The organism is Achromobacter sp., assembly GCF_049647645.1.
In the GTDB taxonomy this organism is placed as follows: Bacteria; Pseudomonadota; Gammaproteobacteria; order Burkholderiales; family Burkholderiaceae_B; genus Achromobacter.
This window is the reverse complement of sequence record NZ_JBARYB010000059.1, coordinates 1-22,109: the sequence shown is the minus strand read 5'-3', so window position 1 is coordinate 22,109 and position 22,109 is coordinate 1. Positions and strand designations below refer to the sequence as shown.

Genomic DNA, 22,109 nt, shown 5'->3' with positions numbered 1-22,109 from the left:
CGATGATGCCGTTCAACTACCTGCACGCCATCATGCGCTGGGCGGTCATGCAGACCAGCAAGATTCCGGCGTTCCCCCCGGAGATCGAAGCCACGCTGCAGCCTGTGCCGGGCGACAAGTACGTGCGTGATGCATCGATGAATCCCGAGGATCTGCGCTAGGCGCGGCCCCCGGCAGCGGCGCGGGCTCCCGGATTTGCGCCAGGCGGATTTGCGCTAGGATTACTCCGACCAATCCGCCCCTCCCCCTGGAGCCCCCCGCATGACCGACCTCAGCGCCTTCCCCATCACCAAGAAGTGGCCCGCCCAGCACCCCGACCGCATCCAGCTGTATTCGCTGCCCACGCCCAACGGCGTGAAGGTGTCGATCCTGCTGGAGGAAACCGGGCTGCCCTACGAGGTCCATCGGGTCAGCTTCGACGCCAAGGATCAGTTTTCCCCCGAATTCCTGTCGCTGAGCCCGAACAACAAGATCCCGGCCATCCTCGACCCCAATGGCCCCGACGGCAAGCCGCTGGCCCTGTTCGAGTCCGGCGCGATCCTGATCTACCTGGCCAGCAAGGTGGGCAAGTTCCTGCCGGCGGATACGGCGGGGCGTTACGAGACGCTGCAGTGGATCATGTTCCAGATGGGCGGCATCGGTCCGATGTTCGGCCAGTTGGGCTTCTTCCACAAGTTCGCCGGCAAGGACTACGAGGACAAGCGTCCGCGCGACCGCTACGTGGAAGAATCCAAGCGTCTGCTGAACGTGCTGGACCAGCGTCTTGAGGGGCGCGACTGGGTGATGGGCGATGAGTACACCATTGCCGACATCGCCATTCTGCCCTGGGTGCGCAACCTGGTGGGCTTCTATGGTGCGGGCGAGCTGGTGGAGTTTTCGCGCTTTAAGAATGTTGCCCGGGTGCTGGAGGCTTTCGTGGCCCGCCCGGCGGTGGCCCGGGGCCTGACGATACCCGCCCAAGTCTGAGGGCGACTGCGCGGCCGCTGCCTGAGCGGCCGCGTGCTTCCGGTTTCCCGCCGCCTGCAGCGGGCTTGCGGCAAATCAAACAAGCCCGCAAGTTATATGCTTTTCGGTCATTAACTTATTACTGAAAGGCGTAAGCTTCCTCCATAAGCTGGACAGGCCGTAGAACACCCCGACGTGCACGCTGCCCAGCGGCTACGGAGGGCAGTAATGAAGAGGATCGGGATCAAGGCGGTGGTCGGCCTGCTGGCGGCAGCGGGCCTGGCTATCGGCGGCGCGCAGCTGCTGACCGCGAATCGCAAGGCCGACACCACGGCGTCCGTGGACATCAACGACAGGCGGCTGGTCGAGGCCGGCGCCTACATCGCGCGCACGGGCGACTGCGTGGCCTGTCACAGCGTGCCCAATGGCAAGCCCTTTGCGGGCGGCCTGTCGATGCAGACGCCGGTCGGCACCATCTATTCGTCGAACATCACGCCCGACAAGCAGACGGGCATCGGCGGATACAGCTACGCGGATTTCAAGAACGCGGTGCAATACGGCATCCGCAAGGACGGCACGCCCCTGTATCCGGCCATGCCGTACCCGTCGTACGCCATCATGCCGGACGCGGACATCCAGGCGCTGTACGCCTACTTCATGTCGCAGGTCGAGCCCGTCAGCCAGCCCAGCGCGGATTCCACCATACCTTGGCCGCTGAACATGCGCTGGCCCATGGCCTGGTGGCAGCTGCTGTTCGCGGGCAAGCGCGAGTTCGCGGCCCCGGCCGGCGCCGATGAAAAGCTGGTGCGCGGCGCCTATCTGGTCGAAGGCCCGGGCCACTGCGGCGCCTGCCACACGCCGCGCGGCCTGGCTTACCAGGAGCAGGCGCTATCCCTGGCGGACGGCGACGCCTTCCTGTCCGGCGCGGTGATCGACGGCTGGCGCGCCAAGAGCCTGCGCGGCGAGGCCCAGGGCCTGCAATCCTGGAGCGCGCAGGACATCGAACTGTTCCTGAAGACGGGCCGCACCGACAAGGTCGCAGCCTTTGGCGCCATGGCCGACGTGGTCGAGCACAGCACGCGTTATTTCACCGATGGCGACCTCGCCAGCATCGCGGCCTACCTGAAGCAATTGCCCGCGGCGGGCGGCAAGCTCGCCGCCTTCCCGCCCAAGGCCGACAGCACCACCGCATCCCTGCGCGACGGCCGCTACGACTCGCGCGGCGCGGTCATCTACGTGGAGCAGTGCGTGGTGTGCCATCGCGCCGACGGGCAGGGCATGGCGCGCATCTTCCCGGCGCTGGCCGGCAATTCGGCGGTGTTTGCGCAGAACCCGCAGTCCATCATCCAGATCACCCTGGAGGGCGGCAGGATGCCGTCGAACGACACGGATGCCATGACGTTCGCGATGCCGGGCTTCAAGCACCTGAGCGATCGCGATATCACAGACGTGATCAATTTCATCCGCACGGAATGGACCAACCAGGCGCCCGCGATCGGCGAGAAGGACGTCGCGCATATCCGCGAGTTCCTGGCCAGCAAGAAGCCGAACATCGGCGGAGGCAAGCATGAGTAAGCACATCAGGATCGCCGCGCTGCTGGCGGCAGTGGTCGCCGTGGGCGGCTGGACCGTCGCCACGGCCGAACCCGGGGCCGCGGCGCAAGGCGCGCGCAACACCTTTCCGGTGCTGGACAAGGACGGCAAGCGTTTGCCGGACTACACCATTCCCTCGGATACCCAGATCGCCGCGCAGCCCAACGCGGACCAGATCAACTACGGCAAGCGCCTCTTGACCGAGACGCGCCGCCTGCTGCCGCAGAACACGGGCGCCAGCCTGAACTGCAACAGTTGCCACGTGCAGGGAGGCAAGAAGCCGCTGGGCGCGCCCTATATCAACACGGTCAACACCTTCCCGCAGTTCAATCCCCGCGCCAACCGGGTGGTGACGCTGGAGGACCGCATCAACGGCTGTTTCATGCGTTCGATGAACGGCAAGCCGCTGGAGAAGGACTCGGCCGAGATGAAGGCCATGATCGCCTACATGAAGTGGCTGGCCCAGGACGTGCCGCACGGTGCCAAAGTGCAGATCGAAAACGCCTGGCCCATAGACACCAAGCTGGTGCCCGATCCGGTGCGCGGCAAGAGCCTGTATGCGGCCCAATGCGCGTCTTGCCACGGCGCCAACGGCGAGGGCAAGAAGGACCATTCGGGCGACATCGCCTTTCCGCCCTTGTGGGGCGACGAGTCCTTCAACATCGGCGCGGGCCTGGCGCGCACCTACAAAGCCGCGGCCTTCATCCGCAACAGCATGCCGATGGGCGTGAACACGCATGGCAGTTGGGGCGAGGGCGGAGTGCTGTCCGACCAGGACGCGGTGGACGTGGCCGAATACTTCACCCACATGCCGCGCCCGGACTTCGCCGGCAAGGACCGGGACTGGCCGCAGGGCAAGAAGCCGAAGGACGCACGCTACTGAGGCGTTGCGGCCCAGCCTCTACAATCGGCCCTGTCATCCCTTACGGAAAGCCGGGGCCGCCCATGGAACTGCGCCAACTGCGTTACTTCGTCCGCGTCGTGGAGGCGGGCAGCATCGGCCGCGCCGCGCAGTCCATCGGCATGGTGACCTCCGCGCTCAGCCAGCAGATCAGCCGGCTGGAGGGCGAATTGTCCACCCGGCTGCTGCGGCGCAGCGCCAGCGGCGTGGAGCCCACCGACGCGGGCCTGGCGTTCTTCCGCCAGGCGCAGCTGGCGCTGCGCCACGCCGACGACGCCGTGCAGGCCGCGCAGCAGGCCAGGCTGGCCGGCCATGTCAGCGTGGGCCTGCCTTCCACTACCGCCGCCATCCTGGGCGCGCATTTCGTGCAGGCCATGAATGAACGCTATCCCGACATTCGCCTGCATCTGGTGGAGGCGCTGTCGGGCCATTTGAGCGACATGCTCAACGGCCGCATGCTGGATGTGGCCATCGTGTTCCAGGCCGAATCCGCGCGCCGCTGGAGCGTCATGCCCTTGCTGGACGAGCCGCTGTTCCTGTTGGCGCATCCGGCCATGGCGGGGCTGCCGGCGGGGGAGACCACCCGCATCGAAGCCATCGCGCATCTGCCGCTGGTCCTGCCCAGCGGGCGCCACGGGCTGCGGGCGCTGGTCAATAACGCGTACCAGCAGTCGGGCCGCGCGCCGCTGGTGGCGGTGGAGGTCGACGGCCTGCCGGTGCTGATGGACGTGGTGCAACTGGGCCGCGTGGCCACCATCCAGCCCAGCTCCGCCATGGCGCGGATCGCGCCGGGCCAGCTGCACATGGCGCGTATCGACGACGCGCACCTGTACCGCCCCAATCTGCTGGCCAGCCTGTCGGAGGACGAACTGTCGCCCGCGGCCCTGGCCGCCCGGCTGGTGCTGGCGGACGTCTCGCGCGCGCTGGCGCGCGAGGGCAAATGGCCGGTGGTGACCCTTCACGATTCATGAAGACCTGTTGACGCCTGGCTGATATCGGCGGGCTCTTCTGCTCGCTACAGTCTGTTCCTTGCAAGAGGAACAACGGCATGGTCGATGTCTTGGTGGTGGGAGGGGGCAACGCGGCGCTGTGCGCGGCCCTGATGGCGCGCGAGGCCGGCGCCAGCGTGCTGCTGCTGGAAGCGGCGCCGCGCGAGTGGCGCGGCGGCAATTCGCAGCACACGCGCAATCTGCGCTGCATGCACGATGCGCCGCAGGACGTGCTGATCGAGGCCTATCCCGAGGAAGAATACTGGCAGGACCTGCTCAAGGTGACGGGCGGGCTGACCAACGAGCATCTGGCGCGCCTGGTCATCCGCGAATCCTCCACCTGTAGGGACTGGATGCGCCGCCACGGCGTGAACTTCCAGCCGCCGCTGTCTGGCGCGCTGCACGTGGCGCGCACCAACGCCTTCTTCATGGGCGGCGGCAAGGCCCTGGTCAACGCCTATTACCGTAGCGCCGAGGCGCTGGGCGTGCAGATCCGCTACGACGCCCCGGTCGACTCGCTGGAGCTGGAGGGCGGCCGCTTCGTGGCGGCGCGCGTCGGCGATGAACGCATCGAGGCGCGCGCCTGCGTGCTGGCGGCCGGCGGCTTTGAGTCCAATCGCGAGTGGCTGCGCGAGGCCTGGGGCCAGAACGAGCGCGGCGAATGGCCGGCCGACAATTTCCTGATCCGCGGCACCCGCTACAACATGGGCGTGTTGCTGAAGTTCATGCTGGACGCGGGCGCGGACAGCATCGGCGATCCGTCGCAGTCGCATTGCGTGGCGATCGATGCGCGCGCGCCGCTGTACGACGGCGGCATCTGCACCCGCATCGACTGCGTGTCGCTGGGCGTGGTGGTCAATCGCGAGGCGCGGCGCTTCTATGACGAGGGCGAGGACTTCTGGCCCAAGCGCTATGCGATCTGGGGCCGCCTGACGGCCATGCAGCCGGGCCAGATCGCCTATTCCATCATCGACGCGAAGGCCGTGGGCCGCTTCATGCCGCCGGTGTTTCCCGGCGTGCAGGCCGACACCTTGCCGGAACTGGCCGTGAAACTGGGACTGGACCCGGCGGTCTTCGAGCAGACCTTGCGCGACTACAACGCGGCCTGCCGCGTCGGCAAGTTCGACCACACCGCGCTGGACGACTGCCATACCGAAGGGCTGGCGCCGGCCAAGACGCACTGGGCGCGGCCCATCGACACGGCGCCGTTCTATGGCTATGCCTTGCGCCCCGGCATCACCTTCACCTACCTGGGCCTGAAGGTGGACGACACCGCCGCGGTCCGGTTCAACGACGTGCCCAGCGACAACCTGTTCGTCGCGGGCGAAATGATGGCCGGCAATGTGCTGGGCAAGGGCTACACGGCCGGGGTGGGCATGTCCATCGGCACGGCCTTCGGCCGTATCGCCGGCACTCAGGCCGCAGCGGCCGCGCGCGGCCTGCACAATGCGGAAGCACACCATGAAGCAGCTTGAAGCCCTGGCCCGCGAGGCTCAGTCTTTTTCCACGCCGCATGCCGAGGCGGCGCCCGTCATGGCCGAGCAGCCGGTACGCTGGCTAGGCAAACAGGCCAAGCCCCAGGCGGAGCTTCTGACCGGCGATGAAACCGAAGTCGCGCGCGTCATGCAGATCTGCAACGCCTGCCGTTATTGCGAGGGATTTTGCGCGGTGTTTCCCGCCATGACCCGCCGCCTGGAATTCGGCAAGGCCGATTTGAACTACCTGGCCAACCTGTGCCACAACTGCGGCGCTTGTTTGCACGCTTGCCAGTACGCGCCGCCGCACGAGTTCGCGGTGAACGTGCCGCAGGCCATGGCCCGGGTCCGGATGCAGACCTACACCGATTACGCCTGGCCCGAGGCGCTGGGCGCGCTGTACAAGCGCAATGGTCTGGTGGTGTCGCTGGCAACTGCCGCCGGCCTGGCGCTGTTCCTGACGTTGGCCGTGCTGATGGCGGGCGGCCTGTTCCACGAACCGATGGCCGGCAATTTTTATGCCGTGTTCCCGCACAACACGCTGGCGCTGATGTTCGGCGTGGTGTTCGGCTTTTCGATGCTGGCCTTGGGCGTGGGCGTGACGCGCTTCTGGCGCAACATCAGCCCGGGGGCGGCCACGGGCGCCGCGGTGGCGGAAGCGGCGCATGACGCGCTGCGGTTGCGCTATCTGGATGGGGGGCACGGCAAGGGCTGCAACAACGCGGACGACGCCTTCACCTTGTGGCGCCGCCGGTTCCACCACTTCACGTTCTACGGCTTCATGCTGTGCTTCGCCGCCACCTGCGTGGCGACGCTGTACCACTATCTGCTGGACCTGCAGGCGCCGTATCCGTTCTGGAGCGCGCCGGTGCTGCTGGGCACGGCGGGCGGCATCGGCCTGCTGATCGGGCCGGCGGGGCTGCTGTGGCTGAACCTCAAGCGCCATCCGCAGCAGGGCGACGCGGCGCAAAAACCCATGGATCGCGGCTTCATCGCGCTGCTGTTCCTGACCAGCGCCACCGGCCTGGCCTTGTTGGCTGGCCGCGACGGTAGTGCGATGGCGCTGCTGCTGGCGATCCACCTGGGCGTGGTGATGGCGCTGTTCCTGACCCTGCCCTACGGCAAGTTCGCCCACGGCATCTACCGTTCGGCCGCGTTGCTGAAGTGGGCCATCGAGAAACGCCAGCCCAACAAGCTGCAGCTGGGCTCGGACTGAAGGGCCGCGCAGCCGCGGTGATTTGACGGCGCCCGCCGACGGCGCCGCGACCGATAACAAACCAGGAGACTTCAATGTTCCGTACTTCCTTGCTGGCGCGCGCCGCGCTGGCCGCCTGTCTGCTGCCGGCCTTGCCGGCGGCGCAAGCCCAGTCCTTCCCCACGAAGCCGATTACGCTGGTGGTGCCGCATTCCGCGGGCGGCACCTCGGACATTCTTGCGCGCACGGTCGCCGCCGAGGCCGCCAAGACCCTTGGGCAGACCATCGTCATCGACAACAAGGGCGGCGCCAATGGCACCATCGCCGCCAAGCAGGTGGCCACCTCCGCGCCGGACGGCTACACGCTGCTGCTGGCCACCGCCAGCACGCATGGCATCAACCCGTCCTTGTACTCGCGCATCTCCTATGACGCCGTGAAGGACTTCACGCCCGTGACGCTGCTGGCCACGGTGCCCAATGTGCTGGTGGTGGGCAAACAGGTGCAGGCCGCGAATGTGCAGGAGCTGGTCGCCTACATCCGTTCGCAGGGCGACAAGATCAACATGGGCTCGGCCGGCGCGGGTACGCCCGGCCACCTGGCCGGCGAGATGTTCAAGAGCGCCGCCAAACTCCAGTTCACGCACATCCCCTACAAGGGCGGCAGCCCCGCCATCACCGACCTGATCGGCGGCCAGATCGACTTCATGTTCACGACCATCCCCGGCGTGCTGCCGCACGTGAAGGCCGGCACGCTGCGCGCGCTGGCTGTCACCTCGCCGCAGCGCTCGCCCGCCATGCCGGACATTCCGACGATGGCGGAATCGGGTCTGCCAGGCTTTCAGGCCGTGTCGTGGCACGGCATCGTCGCGCCGGCCGGCACGCCGGACGCGGTGGTTGCGACGCTGAACCAGGCCCTGAGCGACGCGCTGGCCGCGCCGGCCGTCAAGCAGCGTCTGATGGAAGAGGGCGCGCAGGCTTCCAGCCTGAACACCGCGGCGTTTGGCGCCTTCATCCAGAGCGAGATCGCGGCCTGGGCCAAGGCGGTCAAGGACTCGGGCGCGACGGCGAACTGAGGCCGGTGGCATGCCGGGGGCGGTATCTTAGAATGGCGCATGCTGATTACTGCCCTGCTTACGACGCTGGCCCTGGCGTCGGGTAACGGCGCCGCCTTCGAACTTTCCTGCATCTATTCGGACAAGACCGACGAAGGCGTGTTCGATATCGTGGAACATTGCGCCCGCGAGGAAAGCGGCGGCATCGTCTTTAATCCCGAGATCCTGCGCCGGATGCAATTCGGTGACGATGGCTTGACGCCCGCCGGCGTCGGCGACGCCTGGCGCTGGGTGCGGCCGGATGGCCGGTCGGTGCCGGTGATCACGTACGACAATGGCCCGGACGAGTTCGAGGAAGGGCTGGCGCGCGGGCGCCGGCCGGAAGGCATGGCGTACTACGACAGGCAGCTGAACCTGGCGCTGGCCACCTCCTATGCGTGGGCCGAGCCTTTCAGCGGCGGCCTGGCCGCGGTCTGCAGCCGTTGCGTCATCGTGCCGGAAGGCGAGCACTCGGTGGTGGTCGGCGGCGATTGGGGCGCGATCGACCGCAAGGGCGCGCTGGTGCTGCCGCTGCGGCCGGACGCGGCATCCTTGCGCAGCGAGCTGGAAGCCGCGAGAAAGCGCTGAGCGTGGCGCCCGCGGATCAGCCGCCGGCCAGCAGCTTCCCCAATGTCGCCATGCCTTGTTCCATCTCCGGATTCCAGGGATGCCCGCCGTTCAACCGCAGGAAGTTGCCGAAGGCGCCGGACGCCGAGAACAGCGGGCCCGGCGCGATGCTGATGCCATGATCAAGCGCGGCGCGGTGCACCTTGAGCGTGTCGATGTGCGCCGGCAGCTCGACCCATACGAAGTAGCCTCCCATCGGCCGCGTGGCGCGCGTGCCCTTGGGGAAATAACGGGCGATGGCTTGCAGCAGCTCCCCTTGCTGCTGGGCCAGCGCCTGGCGGAATTGGCGCAGGTGGCGGTCGAAGCCGCCTTTTTCCAGATAGGCGGCGATGGCGGCCTGGGTGGGCGCCGCGGTCGCCAGGCTGGTGGTGAGCTTGTTGCGCATGATGCGCCGCGTATAGCGGCCCGCGGCGACCCAGCCCACGCGGTAGCCCGGCGCCAGGGTCTTGGAGAACGAGGAGCAGTGCATCACGATGCCATCGCGATCGAAGGCCTTGGCCGGGCGCGGTCGGCTCTCGCCGAAGTACAGCTCGCCGTAGACGTCGTCCTCGATCAGGGCCACGTCGTGGCTGGCCAGCAGCCGCACCAGGGCTTCCTTCTTGTCGTCGGGCATCAGGCTGCCCAGCGGATTCTGGAAGTTGGTCATGAGCCAGCAGGCCTTGGGACGATGGCGCAGGATGGCTTGCTCCAGTGCCTGCAGGTCTATGCCTTCGCGCGGGTGCGTGGCCACTTCGATCGCGTGCAGGTGATTGCGTTCCAGCGATTGCAGCGCGGCGTAGAAGGTGGGGGACTCGACGATGACCGCGTCGCCGGGGCTGGTGACCGCCGCCAGGCTCAGGTTCAGCGCGTCCAGCGCGCCGTTGGTGATGATGATGTCGTCCACCGGCACGGACATGCCGTCGGCCAGGTAGCGCAGCGCGATGGCGCGGCGCAGCGCGGCGTCGCCCGGGCTGAGGTCGTCGATCGAGCCCCAGGGATCCAGGCGCTGGACCGTGGACGCCATGAACTTCGCCAGGCGTCCATAGGGCAGCAGCGACGGGTTGGGAAAGGCCGAGCCGAAGGGCAGCATGTCGCGGCGCAAGGTGGCGTTGAGCACCTGCAGCACGTTGTCGCTGACGTCCACCGGATGGCGTCCAGCGCTGGCGCTGGACAGGCCGTCGAGTTCCGGCAGCGTGGCGTGCGGCGCGCGCAGCACGTAGTAGCCGGAGCGGTCGCGGGCGCGGATCAGGCCGCGCGCCTCCAGCAAGTAGTAGGCCTTGAACACCGTCGAGGGGCTGACCCCGCGGCTGGCGCTGGTTTGCCGCACCGAGGGCAGGCGGTCGCCCGCCTGCAGCAGGCCCGATCGGATCGATGCGGTGATTTCTTCTGTCAGCCGTTCATAGCGCTTCATGGGCGGGTCCGTTTGCGTGGGTCGGGTTCAGGTCGACATGCCGATGGTTCTCATCACCAGGCGCAGCGCATAGGCGGCCACGCCCAGCGCCGCGACGCTGCATGCCCAGATCATCGCCAGCCAGAGCAGGCGGCTGCGCCACGAGGGCAGGGAGGGTTGAGAGCGGTTCATCAGTGGAACTCCTCGCCCAGACGCACCTTGCCCCGGAACACGTAGTACGACCAGGCGGTGTACATGAGAATAATCGGAATGATCGCCAGCGCTCCCACCAGCGCGAAGCCCTGGCTTTGCGGCGGGGCGGACGCGGTCCAGATGGACACGTCGGGCGGGATGATGGCGGGCCAGATGCTGATGCCCAGGCCGCTGTAGCCCAGGAACAGCAGCGCCAGCGACAGCATGAAGGGACCGGCGTTGGGCATGCCCTTGACGCGGCGGATGAGGTCAAAGCCGGCCGCCGCGACCAGCAGTGGCACCGGCAGGAACCAGAACATGTTCGGCAGGCTGAACCAGCGCTGCGCGATCTGCGGCTGCGCCAGCGGCGTCCAGATGCTGAGCGCCGCGATCACGGCCAGCAGCGCCAGCGTCAGCGGCCGGGCGATGTCGCACATGTGGCGGTGCAGGCGGCCTTCGGTCTTCATGATGAGCCAGGTGCAGCCGAGCAGCGCGTAGGCCACCACCAGTCCCGCGCCGGTGAACAGCGAGAACGGGCTGATCCAGTCCCAGGCGCCGCCCGGGTAGGCGCGGTCCACCACCGGGATGCCTTCGATGTAGGCGCCCAGCGTCACACCCTGGAAGAAGGTGGCGCACACGGAGCCGAGCACGAAGGCGCGGTCCCACAGCGGACGGTGGTGTTCGTCCGCCTTGAAGCGGAATTCGAACGCCACGCCGCGGAAGATCAGGCCCAGCAGCATGAACACCAGCGGCAGGTGCAGCGCGCTCAGGATCACCGAGTAGGCCAGCGGGAACGCCGCCATCAGGCCGGCGCCGCCCAGCACCAGCCAGGTCTCGTTGCCGTCCCACACGGGCGCCACGGTGTTGACCATGACGTCGCGTTCCTCGCGGTCGCGGATCAGCGGAAAGAGGATGCCGATGCCCAGATCGAAGCCATCCATGATTACGTACATCATCACGCCGAACAGGATGATGACGGCCCATACCAGTGCAAGGTCGATGCCCATGGCGTCAGACTCCCGAATGCTTGCGTTGCGCGGGCTCGATGCCCGCCAGGGTGGAGGCGGCCGACAGCGGCCGCGAGGGCTGGCGCGGTTCGCCCGGGCCGCCCGACAGCGGCGCGTGGCCGGGGGCGGGGCTGGGGCCCATGCGGATCAGGCGCAGCATGTACGACACGCCGGCGCCGAACACCAGCAGGTACACCACCACGAACAGCGCCAGCGTCAGCGTCAGTTCGCCCAGCCCGTGCGGCGTGGCCGCGTCGGCGGTGCGCATGACGCCATACACCACCCAGGGCTGACGGCCGATTTCCGTGACGTACCAGCCGGCCAGGATCGCGATCAGCCCGGACGGCCCCATCCACAGCGCAAAGCGATGCAGCCAGCGCGATTCATACAGTTTGCCGCGCCAGCGCGACCACAGCGCCCAGGCTGCCAGGGCGATCATCAGCATGCCCAGGCCCGCCATCACGCGGAACGACCAGAACACCGCCGTGGCGTTGGGCCGGTCTTCCGGCGGATACGACTTCAGGCCGGGGAACTGGCCGTCCCAGCTGTGCGTGAGGATCAGGCTGCCCAGGCGCGGGATGTTCACCGCGTAGCGGGTTTCCTCGCGCTCCATGTCGGGGATGCCGAACAGCGTCAACGGCACGCCGGCGCCGGGCTCGCTTTCCCAATGGCCTTCGATGGCGGCGATCTTGGCGGGCTGGTGCTTCAGCGTGTTCAGGCCATGGAAGTCGCCGACCACGGCTTGCAGCGGCGCCACCAGCAGCAGCATGCCCATGGCCATCGCGAACATCTTCTTCACGGCCGGGCTGCGGTCGCCGCGCAACATATGCCAGGCGCCGGAGGCGCCCACCATCAGCGCGGTCGCCAGGAACGCGGCGATGCCCATGTGCGCCAGGCGGTAGGGGAAGGACGGGTTGAAGATGACCGCCAGCCAGTCCGTGGGCACCACGCGGCCGTCCAGGATCTCGTAGCCGGCCGGCGTCTGCATCCAGCTGTTGGACGCCAGGATCCAGGTGGCCGACACCAGCGTGCCCAGGGCCACCATCACGGTCGAAAAGAAATGCAGGCCCGGCCCGACGCGCGACCAGCCGAACAGCATCACGCCGAGGAAGCCGGCTTCCAGGAAGAAGGCCGTCAGCACTTCATAGGCCAGCAAGGGCCCGGTCACGCTGCCGGCGAAATCGGAGAAGAAACTCCAGTTGGTGCCGAACTGATACGCCATCACCAGTCCGGACACCACGCCCATGCCGAAGTTGACGGCGAAGATCTTGGTCCAGAAATGGTAGAGATCGCGGTAGACGGTGTTGCGCGTGCGCAGCCACAGTCCTTCCAGCACGGCGAGGTAGCTGGCCAGGCCGATGGTGATGGCGGGGAAGATGATGTGAAACGAGATGGTGAAGCCGAACTGTATTCGGGCAAGCAATAGCGCGTCGCTATCCATGGCGGTATTCCTGACTTCTAGGCCAGCGCGCCTCAACCGCCACAAGACGGCGTGCACTGACGGGTGTTTGAACTACACCCTGAAGTTAGAGCCGCAGCCTTTATCAGTACAGATTCAGAGAAAGAAGAAAAAAGCAGATCAGTTTGAGTGGTTTATTGGATCTGCATCCCTGCTTCATAGGGAAAGCATCTGTGCTGCAGATATTTTCCAGCTTCCGAAGTTACAAAAAAAGCAGCACAGAAAAGGCGGGTGCGTCCCCTGATACGCATGTTTGCAGGCGCAGCCCGCCCGGTCGGCGCCAGGCCGCTACGAGGCGCAGGCGCGCGCCGCTTCGTCGATCAGGCCCGCCACCTCGCCGGCGCGGGACGCTAGCGACGCGTGGCTCGCGTCCAGGGTGATGGTCTTGCGCGTATTCATGCGCGCGGCCATGCGCGTCTGGTTCTCGGGGGCGATCATCCGGTCCTGGCTGGAGATCTGATACCAGGACGGTTTGCTGCGCCATGCGGGGACGGATACCGTTTCGCCGAACGCGCTGGCCAGCGGCGCCTTCTGCGTGACGGCCATGACCAGCCCTTCGTCGGCGGGCAGGTCCTGGCAGAAGCTCTCGTGGAATTTGTCGGCGCGCAGCCACAGGTAGCCGTCGCTGTCGGGCGCCAGATTGGGCGCGGCCGCAGGCAGCATCTCCTGCGTGATCCCGCCGGGGCTTTCGCCCGCATCCGGGGCAAAGGCGGCGATGTACACCAGGCCGGCCACGTTGGGCTGGGTGCCGGCTTCGCTGATGACCGCGCCGCCATACGAATGGCCGACCAGCAGCACGGGGCCCTTTTGCTGCGCGATCATCTTGCGGGTGCGTTCGGCGTCGTCGGCCAGCGACGTCAAGGGCATTTCCACGGCATGCAGGTCTTGATAACCCTTGCGCACCAGTTCAAGAATGACTCGGGTCCAGTGGGCGGCGCCGCCCCAGAACCCGTGGACAAGAATGATGCTGGGTTTGCTGCTCATGGTGCGGCTCCTTCCGGGGATGGAGCAACGATCATGCGCGTGCCACGCCGGCGCCGCTACTGCTTTTGCGTGCCGGCGTGTTACAGCGGCCGCGGCGCTGGCGCGGCGACGGCCAGGCGCTGGGCGCGCTGGCTCAGCCACACGCTGGCGACCACGATCGCCATGCCGGCGATCTGCGCGGCGCTCAGTTGTTGGCCCAAGAGGCCCCAGCCCAGCAGCACCGCCGTGATGGGACTGAGAAAGCCCAGCGAGGACACCACCGCGGGTTCCAGCCGCGCCACGCCCCGGAACCAGAGCACATAGGTCAGCGCCGCGCCGATCAGGCCCAGGTAGGCGATGCCGGCCACGTTCATCGCGGTGAGGGGCGGCAGGGCGGGTTCCGCGGCGAATGCCAGCGGCACCAGCAGGATGCCGCCCGCCGTCAGTTGCCAGGACGTGAAGGTGAGCGCCGACACCGGCGGTTGCCAGCGCCGGCTGAGCACCGTGCCCAGGGCCATCGAGGCGGCGCTGACCAGTCCGGCCGCGATGCCTACCGGATCCAGCGCGGCCTTGGGCGTCAGCACCAGTAGCGCCACGCCGCCCAGGCCGCCCAGCGCCGCCAGCACCGACAGGCCGCGCACCGGCGTGCCCAACAGGCTGCGCGCCAGCAGGATCACCACCAGCGGCTGGATCGCGCCTAGCGTGGCGGCCACGCCGCCCGGCAGGCGGTAGGCCGCCACGAACAGCAGGGCCCAGAAGACGGAGAAGTTCAGCGCGCCCAGGATGAAGGTTCGCAGCCACCAGATGCCCTGGGGCAACTGGCGCACTGCGAGCAACAGCAGCAGGCCGGCCGGCAGGGCGCGTAGCATGGCGACCGTCAGCGGGTAGTCCTGCGGCAGCATCAGGGTGGTGACGACGTAGGTGCTGCCCCAGATGGCGGGCGCCAGGGCCGTCAGCAGCAGATCGGAACCGCGGTTCATGGTCATGCTCCGGCAAGGGCTCAGGCGAGCTCAAGCACGTCGTGGACGGGGCGGCGCGGCTTCTGCGGCCAATTGCCGTCCTGCGCGTAGCCCATGGCGACCAGCATGACCGGCACTTCTTCCTGGCGCAAGCCGAAGGCCTGGGCCACGCCGGCGGCGTCGAAACCGGTCATCGGGCTGGCCGCCAGGCCCTGGGCCTGCCCCGCCAGCATCAGGGTGGAGGCGCCGAAGGTGGCGCTGCGCACCGCCTCGTCGCGGCGGGTCTGCGGCGAGGCGGCATAGAGGCGGCTGGCCGCGGCTTCCCACGATGGCACCATGGCCGCCGGCATGAAGCCCGCGTCCACCGAGGCTTGCAGGCGGTCGGCCATCCAGGCGGCCTGGGGCAGCACGCCCAGCACGATGAAAGTCACCGCCGCTTCGCTGACCTTGGGCTGGTTCCAGGCCAGTTCGCGCAGGCGGCGCTTGCCGTCCGTGCTGCGCACGGCGATGAAGCGCCAGTTCTGCAGATTGAAGGCGGTGGGGGCGCGGGTGGCCCAGGAGATCAGGTTGTGGATGTTGTCGTCGTCCACGCCGCGGGCGGGGTCGAAGAAATTGGCGGAATTGCGTTGCGCGATTGCGTCGGTCAGGGCGTGGTTCATGGCTGCGATCCTTGGGATTTGCTGGGGTTGCCGGTTCGCCACATGAGCGCCGACTCCATGTCCACAGGCTAATTGAATCCTTGGTTGGCGATAATATCCATTTCATTGGCAATATCATTCACTAATGGTGAATAATCTATGGATCATCTGACGGCGCTGAGGGTTTTCAGGCAGGTGGTGGAGCGGGGCGGCTTCGCGGCCGCGTCGCGCCAGATGGGGCTGTCGCCTGCGGCGGTCAGCAAGAACATCGCCGAACTGGAGGCCCACCTGGCGGCGCGGCTGCTCAACCGCACCACTCGCCGGATGAGCCTGACCGAAGCCGGCGCGCGCTACTACGAACAAGTGGCCCGCATCCTGGACGACCTGAGCGAAGCCGAGCAATCGCTGGGGCCGCTGCAGCAGGCGCCGTCCGGCACCTTGCGGGTCAGCGCGCCCATGTCATTGAGCCTGGTCCGGCTGTCCGCTGCCATGCCGCGTTTCCTGGAGCGCTATCCGCAGGTATCGCTGGACCTCAACCTGGAGGACCGCCGCATCGACATCGTCAAGGAAGGCTACGACCTGGCGATCCGCGGCACCGACAGGCTGGAGGATTCCAGCCTGGTGGCGCGCAAGCTGATGACGCTGGACCACGTGCTTTGCGGCGCGCCGGCATACTTCGAACGTCACGGCGTGCCAGCCTCGCCGCTGGCGTTGCGCGGCATGGAGCGCGTGCAGTTCACCTTGTCGGGGCATGCGGACGAATGGACCTTCAAGCGCGCGGGCGAAACCGAGCGCGTGCCGGTGCGCGGACGCTACAGGGTGAGTTCCAGCCTGGCGGTGCGCGATGCGCTGCGCGCGGGCTTCGGCGTCAGCCTGGTGCCGCGCGTCTATGTGCAGCAGGACTTGGACAGCGGCGCGCTGCGGGCAGTGCTGCAGGATTGGAAGCCGGACGAGACCTACGTGTACGCGGTCTATCCGTCGCGCCGCCACATGGTGGCCAAGGTGCGCGCCTTCGTCGACTTCTTGCTGGAAGAACTGGGCGCGCCGCAGGAATGACCCGGCAGCGGCCCGGCGCCGCTCAGTACATGTGCTGGCCGCCGTTCATGGCGACATTGCTGCCCGTCATGAAGCCGGCGGCGTCGCTGCAGATGAAGGCGACCAGCGCGCCGACCTCTTCCGGACGGCCCAGCCGGCCCAACGGGATCTGCGGCAGGATCTTCTCCTTCAATACCTCCTCGGGCACCGCCTCCACCATGGGGGTCGCCAGGTAGCCGGGCGACACGGTGTTCACCGTCACGCCTTTCCTGGCCAGTTCCAGCGCCAGGGATTTGGTGAAGCCGTGGATGCCGGCCTTGGAGGCCGCGTAGTTGGTCTGGCCGAACGAACCCTTGCTGCCGTTGACGGAAGAGATGTTGACGATGCGGCCCCAACCGCGGTCGGCCATGGCGCCGCAGAGCGGCTGCGTCATGTTGAACATCGAATCCAGGTTGCCGCGCAGGACGTCCGTCCAATTGTCATGGCTCATTTTGCGCAGGCTGGCATCGCGCGTGAGGCCGGCGTTGTTGATCAGGATGTCGATCTGGCGGCCGTCTTCCTCCAGGCGCCGCGCCAGCGCCTGGCATGAGTCATAGTCGGCCACGTCCACCTTGTACATGGCGTAGCGGCGGCCCTGAGCCGCTTCCGCGTCGACCCAGGCCCGCGCCGCGCTTTCGCTGGAGTGGTAGGTGATGATGACCTTGTGGCCGGCATCGTGCAGGGCCTGCGCGATGGCCTGCCCCAGGCAGCCGGCCCCGCCGGTGACCAGCGCTGTGCGTTCAGCCGTCATGGTGGGCTCCCGGCTTGCTGGCGTCGCGCATGGCCGAGCACGCGGACGCCATCTGGTTCGACAGGGTGGTCCAGATCTGGGCCATGGGCGTGGCATCCAGGCCCATGGCGCCGCCGCTGGCCTGCTTCAGCCAACCCGTCATGGCTTCGCTGATGCCCGAGGCCAGGGTGGCCTGCTCTTCCAGCAGCGCGTGGGTGATGGCCTGGCTGGCTTCAAGCTGGCTTTGCCACTGCTTGCGGGTGATCTCGCCCAGCGCGGGAGCGAGCTCCTGCCAGTTGCCGGACTGTTGCAGCGGCGCCAGCGTGGCGAGGTATTGCTCGGCGTTGCCGCCGGCCAGGCGGCGGCCCAGTTCGATCCAGCGTTGCTGGCTTTCCTGCGCAAGCTGGGCCATGCGCTGGCAGTAGGCGGCATTGGCGCTGGCGAGGCCTTGAGGCATGGAGGCAGTTGTCTTCTTCATCATCCGTCCTTTTAAGAGAGTGGTAAGGGGTAACGAATACACAGGCCTCACGCCATCTGGCTGAGGGTCTTGCGAAAGCGCGCCAGGGAGAACGCGAACAGGACCGAGCCTATCAGCGCCAGCGCCAGGAAGGGTTGCCACACGACGCTGATGCCCGCGCCGCGGTAGAGAATGGCCTGGCCGAGCTCCACGAAGTGGGTGGTGGGGGCGGCCAGCATGATGTCCTGCACGAACTGCGGCATGCTCTCGCGCGGCGTGGTGCCGCCCGACAGCATTTGCAGGGGCAGCAGCACTAGTACCAAAAGCATGCCGAACTGCGGCATGCTGCGCGCAAGCGTGGCCATGAATATGCCCATAGAGGTTGTCGCGAACAGGTGCAGCGCCGCCCCGACCAGGAACAGCGCCACCGATCCTTCGATCGGCACTTGCAGCAAGCCGCGTACCACGAACGTCAACGATAGCCCAGCGGATGCCAACACCACCAGCCCCATCGACCAGACCTTGGCGACCATGATTTCGGTCGGCGTCACCGGCATGACCAGCAGGTGCTCGATGGTGCCGTGCTCGCGCTCGCGGATCAGCGCCGCGCCAGTCAGGATGATGGACAGCATGGTGACGTTATTGATGATCTCCATCAGCGCGCCGAACCAGGCCTGGGTCAAATTGGGGTTGAAGCGCATGCGCACGGCCAGCTCCACCGGCAGCTCGGTGGGCGCGCGGTAGCGCTTGACGAATTCGTTGATCTCGTCGGTGATGATTTGCTGGATGTAGCTGCTGCCCGTGAAGGCCTGGCTCATGCGCGTCGCATCCACGTTGAGCTGGATTTCCGCGGGCCTGCCGGCCAGCACGTCGCGCTGGAAGTTTGGCGGGATGTTGACCGAGAACGTGTAGCGCCCCGCGTCCATGCCGGCATCGGCCTCGGCCGAGGTCGTCACCTCCGGCGGCGTGAAATGCGGCGGATAGAAGGCCGAGGTAATGCGTGCCGACAAAGGCGAGACGTCTTCGTCCACCACGGCGATAGGGGCGTTGTGCAGCGTTTCCGGCACGGCCGTGGCCGCCGTGTAGATCATCAGCGTGAACGACACGAGGATCAGGATCAGCATCATCGGGTCGCGCGCCAGGCTCCACAGCTCCTTCACGCCCAGGCGGTAGATATTGGCCAGGTGCCGCATCTCAGCTCTCCTGCTTCTTCAACAGCAGCACCGAGGCGCCGAGGATGACGGGAATGGCGATCAGCAGCGGCCAGAACGAGCCTTGCAGATTGGAAAAATCCAGGGCCTTGCTGAAGACGCCGCGGCTGATGGTCAGCATGTGCGTGGCGGGATAGATCTGCCCGATCAGGCGGCCGCCGCCTTCCAGCGACGAGACGGGGTTGAGCAGGCCGGCGAACTGCACCGCGGGCACCAGCGTGCCTATCATGGTGAAGAACAGCGCCGCAATCTGGCTGCGCGTGAAAGTGGAGGCCAGCAGGCCGATGGCCGTGGCCACCACGTTGTAGATCAGGGCGGCTACCAGCAGCGTCAGGAAGCTGCCCGTGATGGGCACGCCGAACAGCGTCACGGCCAGCAGCGTCATCAAGAGGAAATTCAGCATCGCCAGCGCTACATAGGGACCCTGCTTGCCCAGCAGGAACTCCAGCCGCGTCACGGGCGTGACGTACAGATTGATGATGGAACCCAGTTCCTTCTCGCGCACCACCGCCAGCGCGGTCAGCATCGCCGGCATCATCAAGAGCAGCAGCGGAATCACGGCGGGCACCATGGCGGGCAGGCTGCGCACGTCCGGGTTGTAGCGGAAGCGCGTTTCTATGCTGACGGGCAAGGTGGCGCCCGCGCCCAGGCGCTCGCGCGCCTGCTGCATCAGCCAGCCCTGATGCATGCCCAGGACATAGCCGCGGATGGTTTCGGCGCGCTGCGGCATGGCGCCGTCGATCCAGACGCCGATCTGCGCGCCGTTGCCGCGTTCCGCGTCGCGGGCGAAGCCTTGCGGGATTTCGATGGCCAGCGACAGCTCGCCGCTGCGCATGCGCGCGTCCATCTCCTCGTAGCTGGTGATGGGCGGGTGTTCGATGAAGTAGCGCGAGCCCGCCAGGTTCAGGCTGTAGTTGTGGCTCAGGCCGGTCTGGTCGCGGTCCATGACCGCGTAGCGCAGGTCTTCCACGTCCATGCTGATGCCGAAGCCCATCACGAACATCAGCAGCAGCGAGCCGGCCAGGGCCAGCGTGGCGCGCACCGGGTCGCGGCGCAGTTCGAGCGATTCGCGCCACATGTAGCTCAGCATGCGCTGCAGGCTGAAGCCGCGGTGTTCCGGCGTCTCGGCGGGCGCGGCCTCCACGGCGGGAGCGGCTTCGACAGGCGAATCTTCCGGCTTGGTGCCGGCGCCCGCGTCGATCAGGTAGGCGATGAACGCCTCTTCCAGCGTCTTGGCGCCGCGCATCCGCGTGATCTCATCGGGCGATGCGCTCACCAGCACCTTGCCCGCATGCATCAGCGACATGCGGTCGCAGCGCTGCGCCTCGTTCATGAAGTGGGTGGAAATGAAGATGGTGACCTGGTCGTGGCGCGCCAGCGCGATCAGCAGCCGCCAGAAGTTGTCGCGCGCGACCGGGTCCACGCCCGAGGTCGGCTCGTCCAGGATCAGCAGTTCGGGCTTGTGGACCATGGCAACGGCCAGCGACAGCCGTTGGCGCACGCCCATGGGCAGGTTCTCGGGCAAGGCGTCCAGCGCCTCGCCCAGGTCGAAGCGCTGCGTCATCTCGTCCACGCGCGCCGGGATCTCGGACTCCGGCACGTGGAACAGGCGCGCATGCAGCACCAGGTTCTGCTTCACGGTCAGTTCGCCGTACAGCGAGAACGCCTGCGACATGTAGCCTACGCGGCGGCGCGTGTCGATGTTGCGGGGATCGACCTCGGCGCCGAACAGCCAGGCCTTTCCCTCGCTGGCGGGCAGCAGGCCCGTCAGCATCTTCATGGTGGTGGACTTGCCGCAGCCGTTGGATCCCAGGAAGCCGAATATCTCGCCCTTGCGGATGCGGAAGTTGACGTGGTCCACTGCGACGAAATCGCCGAAGCGCATGGTCAGGTCGCGCGCCTCGATGGCGACTTCGGCGTCCTCGTCGATGGCCAGCGGCACGATTTCCACTGGCTTGTGGCCGCGGCGCTTTTCTTCGGGCAGCAGCGCGATGAAGGCGGCTTCCAGCGAATCCGCACCAGTGCGCTGTTGCAGTTCGGCGGGCGTGCCGGTGGCCAGCACCCGGCCTTCGTCCATGGCGATCAGCCAGTCGAAACGCTGGGCCTCGTCCATGTAGGCCGTGGCCACGATCACGCTCATGCCGCTGCGTTCGCGGCGGATCTGGTTGATCAGGTCCCAGAACTGCGCACGCGCCAGCGGGTCCACGCCAGTGGTGGGTTCGTCCAGGATCAGCAGGTCGGGATCATGGATCAGTGCGCAGCACAGACCCAGCTTCTGCTTCATGCCGCCGGACAGTTTGCCGGCGGGACGCGACAGGAAGGCCGACATGCCGGTGCTGCGAGTCAGGCTGTCGATGCGGCGGCGGCGCTCGGCTTCGTCATGGCCGAACAGGCGGCCGAAGAATTGCAGGTTCTCTTCGACCGACAGGGTCGGATACAGGTTCTTGCCCAGGCCCTGCGGCATGTAGGCGATGCGCGGGCAAACGGCGTCGCGGTGGCGGCGGCTGGCCATGTCGCCATCCAGCACATCCACCTTGCCTTCCTGCACGGCGCGCGAGCCTGCGATCAGGGCCAGCAGGCTGGACTTGCCCACGCCGTCCGGGCCGATCAGCCCGACCATGCGTCCTGCGGGTATGTCCAGCGTGATGCCGTCCAGCGCCACCGTCTTGCCGTAGCGCAGGCTGACGCCGGACAGCGTCACCACGGGGGCGGTGTCCGGGGAGTCCATCAGGGCACCTGAACTTCAAGATTGGCGGGCCATTTCGCATCGGCGTCGAGCTTGAGCCAGGCTACGCCCGGCAGGCCGGTCTTGACCTGCTTCAGGTGACGCTGCAGCAGCTCGGGACTGATCTGGGCCTTGACGCGGAACATCAGCTTTTGCCGTTCGCTGGCGGTCTCGACTGTCTTGGGCGTGAATTGTGCGGTGCTGGCCACGAACGACACCTTGGCCGGGATGACGTATTGCGGCGCGGCGTCGAGGATGATGCGCACGTCCTGGCCCAGGGCCACGCGGCCGGCCGCCTGCTCGGGCAGGAAGAACGTCATGTAGACGTCGGCCAGGTCCACCATGTTCAGCACCTTGCCGCCCGCGCCCAGCACTTCTCCGGGCTGCGCCACGCGGTACTGCACGCGGCCGTCGCGCGGCGCGCGCAGCTCGCTGTCGGCGATGTCGGCCTCGATGCGGGTAATGGTGGCCAGCGCCGCGGTGACGGCGGATTGCGCGCCGATCTCGGC

At 67.2% G+C, this 22,109-nt stretch carries 21 protein-coding genes; 9 read left to right on the top strand and 12 right to left on the bottom strand.

The window, feature by feature from the left end:
• Positions 1-261: 261 nt before the first annotated feature.
• The 8 genes from WBB14_RS07080 (at position 262) to WBB14_RS07045 (ending at position 8,777) form a co-directional block, all read left to right on the top strand.
• Complete coding sequence (locus tag WBB14_RS07080; protein WP_424239211.1) at positions 262-966, top strand: glutathione S-transferase N-terminal domain-containing protein; 705 nt, start codon at positions 262-264, stop codon at positions 964-966.
• 207 nt (positions 967-1,173) lie between these two features.
• Positions 1,174-2,520 carry a c-type cytochrome gene (locus tag WBB14_RS07075; RefSeq protein WP_424239210.1) on the top strand — a complete coding sequence of 449 codons (1,347 nt, stop codon included), beginning with the start codon at positions 1,174-1,176 and terminating at the stop codon, positions 2,518-2,520.
• Positions 2,513-3,421 (top strand): c-type cytochrome, encoded by a 909-nt coding sequence (locus WBB14_RS07070; RefSeq protein ID WP_424239209.1) that lies wholly within the window; start codon positions 2,513-2,515, stop codon positions 3,419-3,421. Before WBB14_RS07075 ends, WBB14_RS07070 begins: the two co-directional genes overlap by 8 nt.
• 62 nt (positions 3,422-3,483) lie before the next feature.
• On the top strand, positions 3,484-4,410 hold the full coding sequence (locus WBB14_RS07065; RefSeq protein ID WP_424239208.1) for a LysR family transcriptional regulator: 927 nt from the start codon (positions 3,484-3,486) through the stop codon (positions 4,408-4,410).
• A gap of 77 nt (positions 4,411-4,487) precedes the next feature.
• Positions 4,488-5,903: an FAD-dependent tricarballylate dehydrogenase TcuA gene (gene tcuA / locus WBB14_RS07060; RefSeq protein ID WP_424239207.1), complete on the top strand. Its 1,416-nt coding sequence runs from the start codon at positions 4,488-4,490 to the stop codon at positions 5,901-5,903.
• Complete coding sequence (tcuB, locus tag WBB14_RS07055) at positions 5,890-7,119, top strand: tricarballylate utilization 4Fe-4S protein TcuB (RefSeq protein WP_424239206.1); 1,230 nt, start codon at positions 5,890-5,892, stop codon at positions 7,117-7,119. The genes tcuA and tcuB overlap by 14 nt, the downstream gene beginning before the upstream one ends.
• A gap of 74 nt (positions 7,120-7,193) precedes the next feature.
• Complete coding sequence (locus WBB14_RS07050; RefSeq protein ID WP_424239205.1) at positions 7,194-8,171, top strand: Bug family tripartite tricarboxylate transporter substrate binding protein; 978 nt, start codon at positions 7,194-7,196, stop codon at positions 8,169-8,171.
• A gap of 39 nt (positions 8,172-8,210) precedes the next feature.
• Entirely contained in the window at positions 8,211-8,777 is a 567-nt protein-coding gene (locus tag WBB14_RS07045) for a WG repeat-containing protein (protein WP_424239204.1), read from the top strand.
• Between the two features lie 16 nt (positions 8,778-8,793).
• On the opposite strand, the gene WBB14_RS07040 is transcribed toward WBB14_RS07045, so the two are convergent.
• The 7 genes from WBB14_RS07040 to WBB14_RS07010 all read right to left on the bottom strand — a co-directional run bounded on the left by WBB14_RS07040 (position 8,794) and on the right by WBB14_RS07010 (position 15,424).
• Complete coding sequence (locus WBB14_RS07040) at positions 8,794-10,206, bottom strand: PLP-dependent aminotransferase family protein (protein ID WP_424239203.1); 1,413 nt, start codon at positions 10,204-10,206, stop codon at positions 8,794-8,796.
• A gap of 27 nt (positions 10,207-10,233) precedes the next feature.
• Entirely contained in the window at positions 10,234-10,377 is a 144-nt protein-coding gene (locus tag WBB14_RS07035) for a DUF2474 domain-containing protein (RefSeq protein ID WP_424239202.1), read from the bottom strand.
• On the bottom strand, positions 10,377-11,384 hold the full coding sequence (cydB, locus tag WBB14_RS07030) for a cytochrome d ubiquinol oxidase subunit II (RefSeq protein ID WP_424239201.1): 1,008 nt from the start codon (positions 11,382-11,384) through the stop codon (positions 10,377-10,379). The genes WBB14_RS07035 and cydB overlap by 1 nt, the downstream gene beginning before the upstream one ends.
• A 4-nt stretch (positions 11,385-11,388) precedes the next feature.
• Positions 11,389-12,825 (bottom strand): cytochrome ubiquinol oxidase subunit I, encoded by a 1,437-nt coding sequence (locus tag WBB14_RS07025; RefSeq protein ID WP_424239200.1) that lies wholly within the window; start codon positions 12,823-12,825, stop codon positions 11,389-11,391.
• A 306-nt stretch (positions 12,826-13,131) separates the two neighbouring features.
• Positions 13,132-13,827: an alpha/beta hydrolase gene (locus WBB14_RS07020; protein ID WP_424239199.1), complete on the bottom strand. Its 696-nt coding sequence runs from the start codon at positions 13,825-13,827 to the stop codon at positions 13,132-13,134.
• Between the two features lie 80 nt (positions 13,828-13,907).
• Entirely contained in the window at positions 13,908-14,786 is an 879-nt protein-coding gene (locus tag WBB14_RS07015) for an EamA family transporter (RefSeq protein WP_424239198.1), read from the bottom strand.
• A gap of 20 nt (positions 14,787-14,806) precedes the next feature.
• On the bottom strand, positions 14,807-15,424 hold the full coding sequence (locus tag WBB14_RS07010; RefSeq protein ID WP_424239197.1) for a nitroreductase family protein: 618 nt from the start codon (positions 15,422-15,424) through the stop codon (positions 14,807-14,809).
• A 138-nt stretch (positions 15,425-15,562) separates the two neighbouring features.
• Here WBB14_RS07010 and WBB14_RS07005 point away from each other — a divergent pair, with 138 nt between their 5' ends.
• On the top strand, positions 15,563-16,459 hold the full coding sequence (locus WBB14_RS07005; protein WP_424239196.1) for a LysR family transcriptional regulator: 897 nt from the start codon (positions 15,563-15,565) through the stop codon (positions 16,457-16,459).
• A 22-nt stretch (positions 16,460-16,481) separates the two neighbouring features.
• Here WBB14_RS07005 and phbB read toward each other — a convergent pair whose 3' ends face one another.
• The 5 genes from phbB to WBB14_RS06980 form a co-directional block, all read right to left on the bottom strand.
• Positions 16,482-17,228 carry an acetoacetyl-CoA reductase gene (gene phbB, locus WBB14_RS07000; protein WP_424239195.1) on the bottom strand — a complete coding sequence of 249 codons (747 nt, stop codon included), beginning with the start codon at positions 17,226-17,228 and terminating at the stop codon, positions 16,482-16,484.
• Complete coding sequence (locus WBB14_RS06995) at positions 17,218-17,685, bottom strand: hypothetical protein (protein ID WP_424239194.1); 468 nt, start codon at positions 17,683-17,685, stop codon at positions 17,218-17,220. The genes phbB and WBB14_RS06995 overlap by 11 nt, the downstream gene beginning before the upstream one ends.
• Before the next feature lie 47 nt (positions 17,686-17,732).
• Complete coding sequence (locus tag WBB14_RS06990) at positions 17,733-18,857, bottom strand: ABC transporter permease (protein ID WP_424239193.1); 1,125 nt, start codon at positions 18,855-18,857, stop codon at positions 17,733-17,735.
• A gap of 1 nt (position 18,858) precedes the next feature.
• A complete protein-coding gene (rbbA, locus tag WBB14_RS06985; protein WP_424239192.1) occupies positions 18,859-21,603 on the bottom strand; it encodes a ribosome-associated ATPase/putative transporter RbbA in 2,745 nt (914 codons plus the stop codon).
• The coding region (locus tag WBB14_RS06980; RefSeq protein ID WP_424239191.1) for an HlyD family secretion protein at positions 21,603-22,109 on the bottom strand (507 nt) is incomplete at its 5' end. The genes WBB14_RS06980 and rbbA, both read right to left, overlap by 1 nt.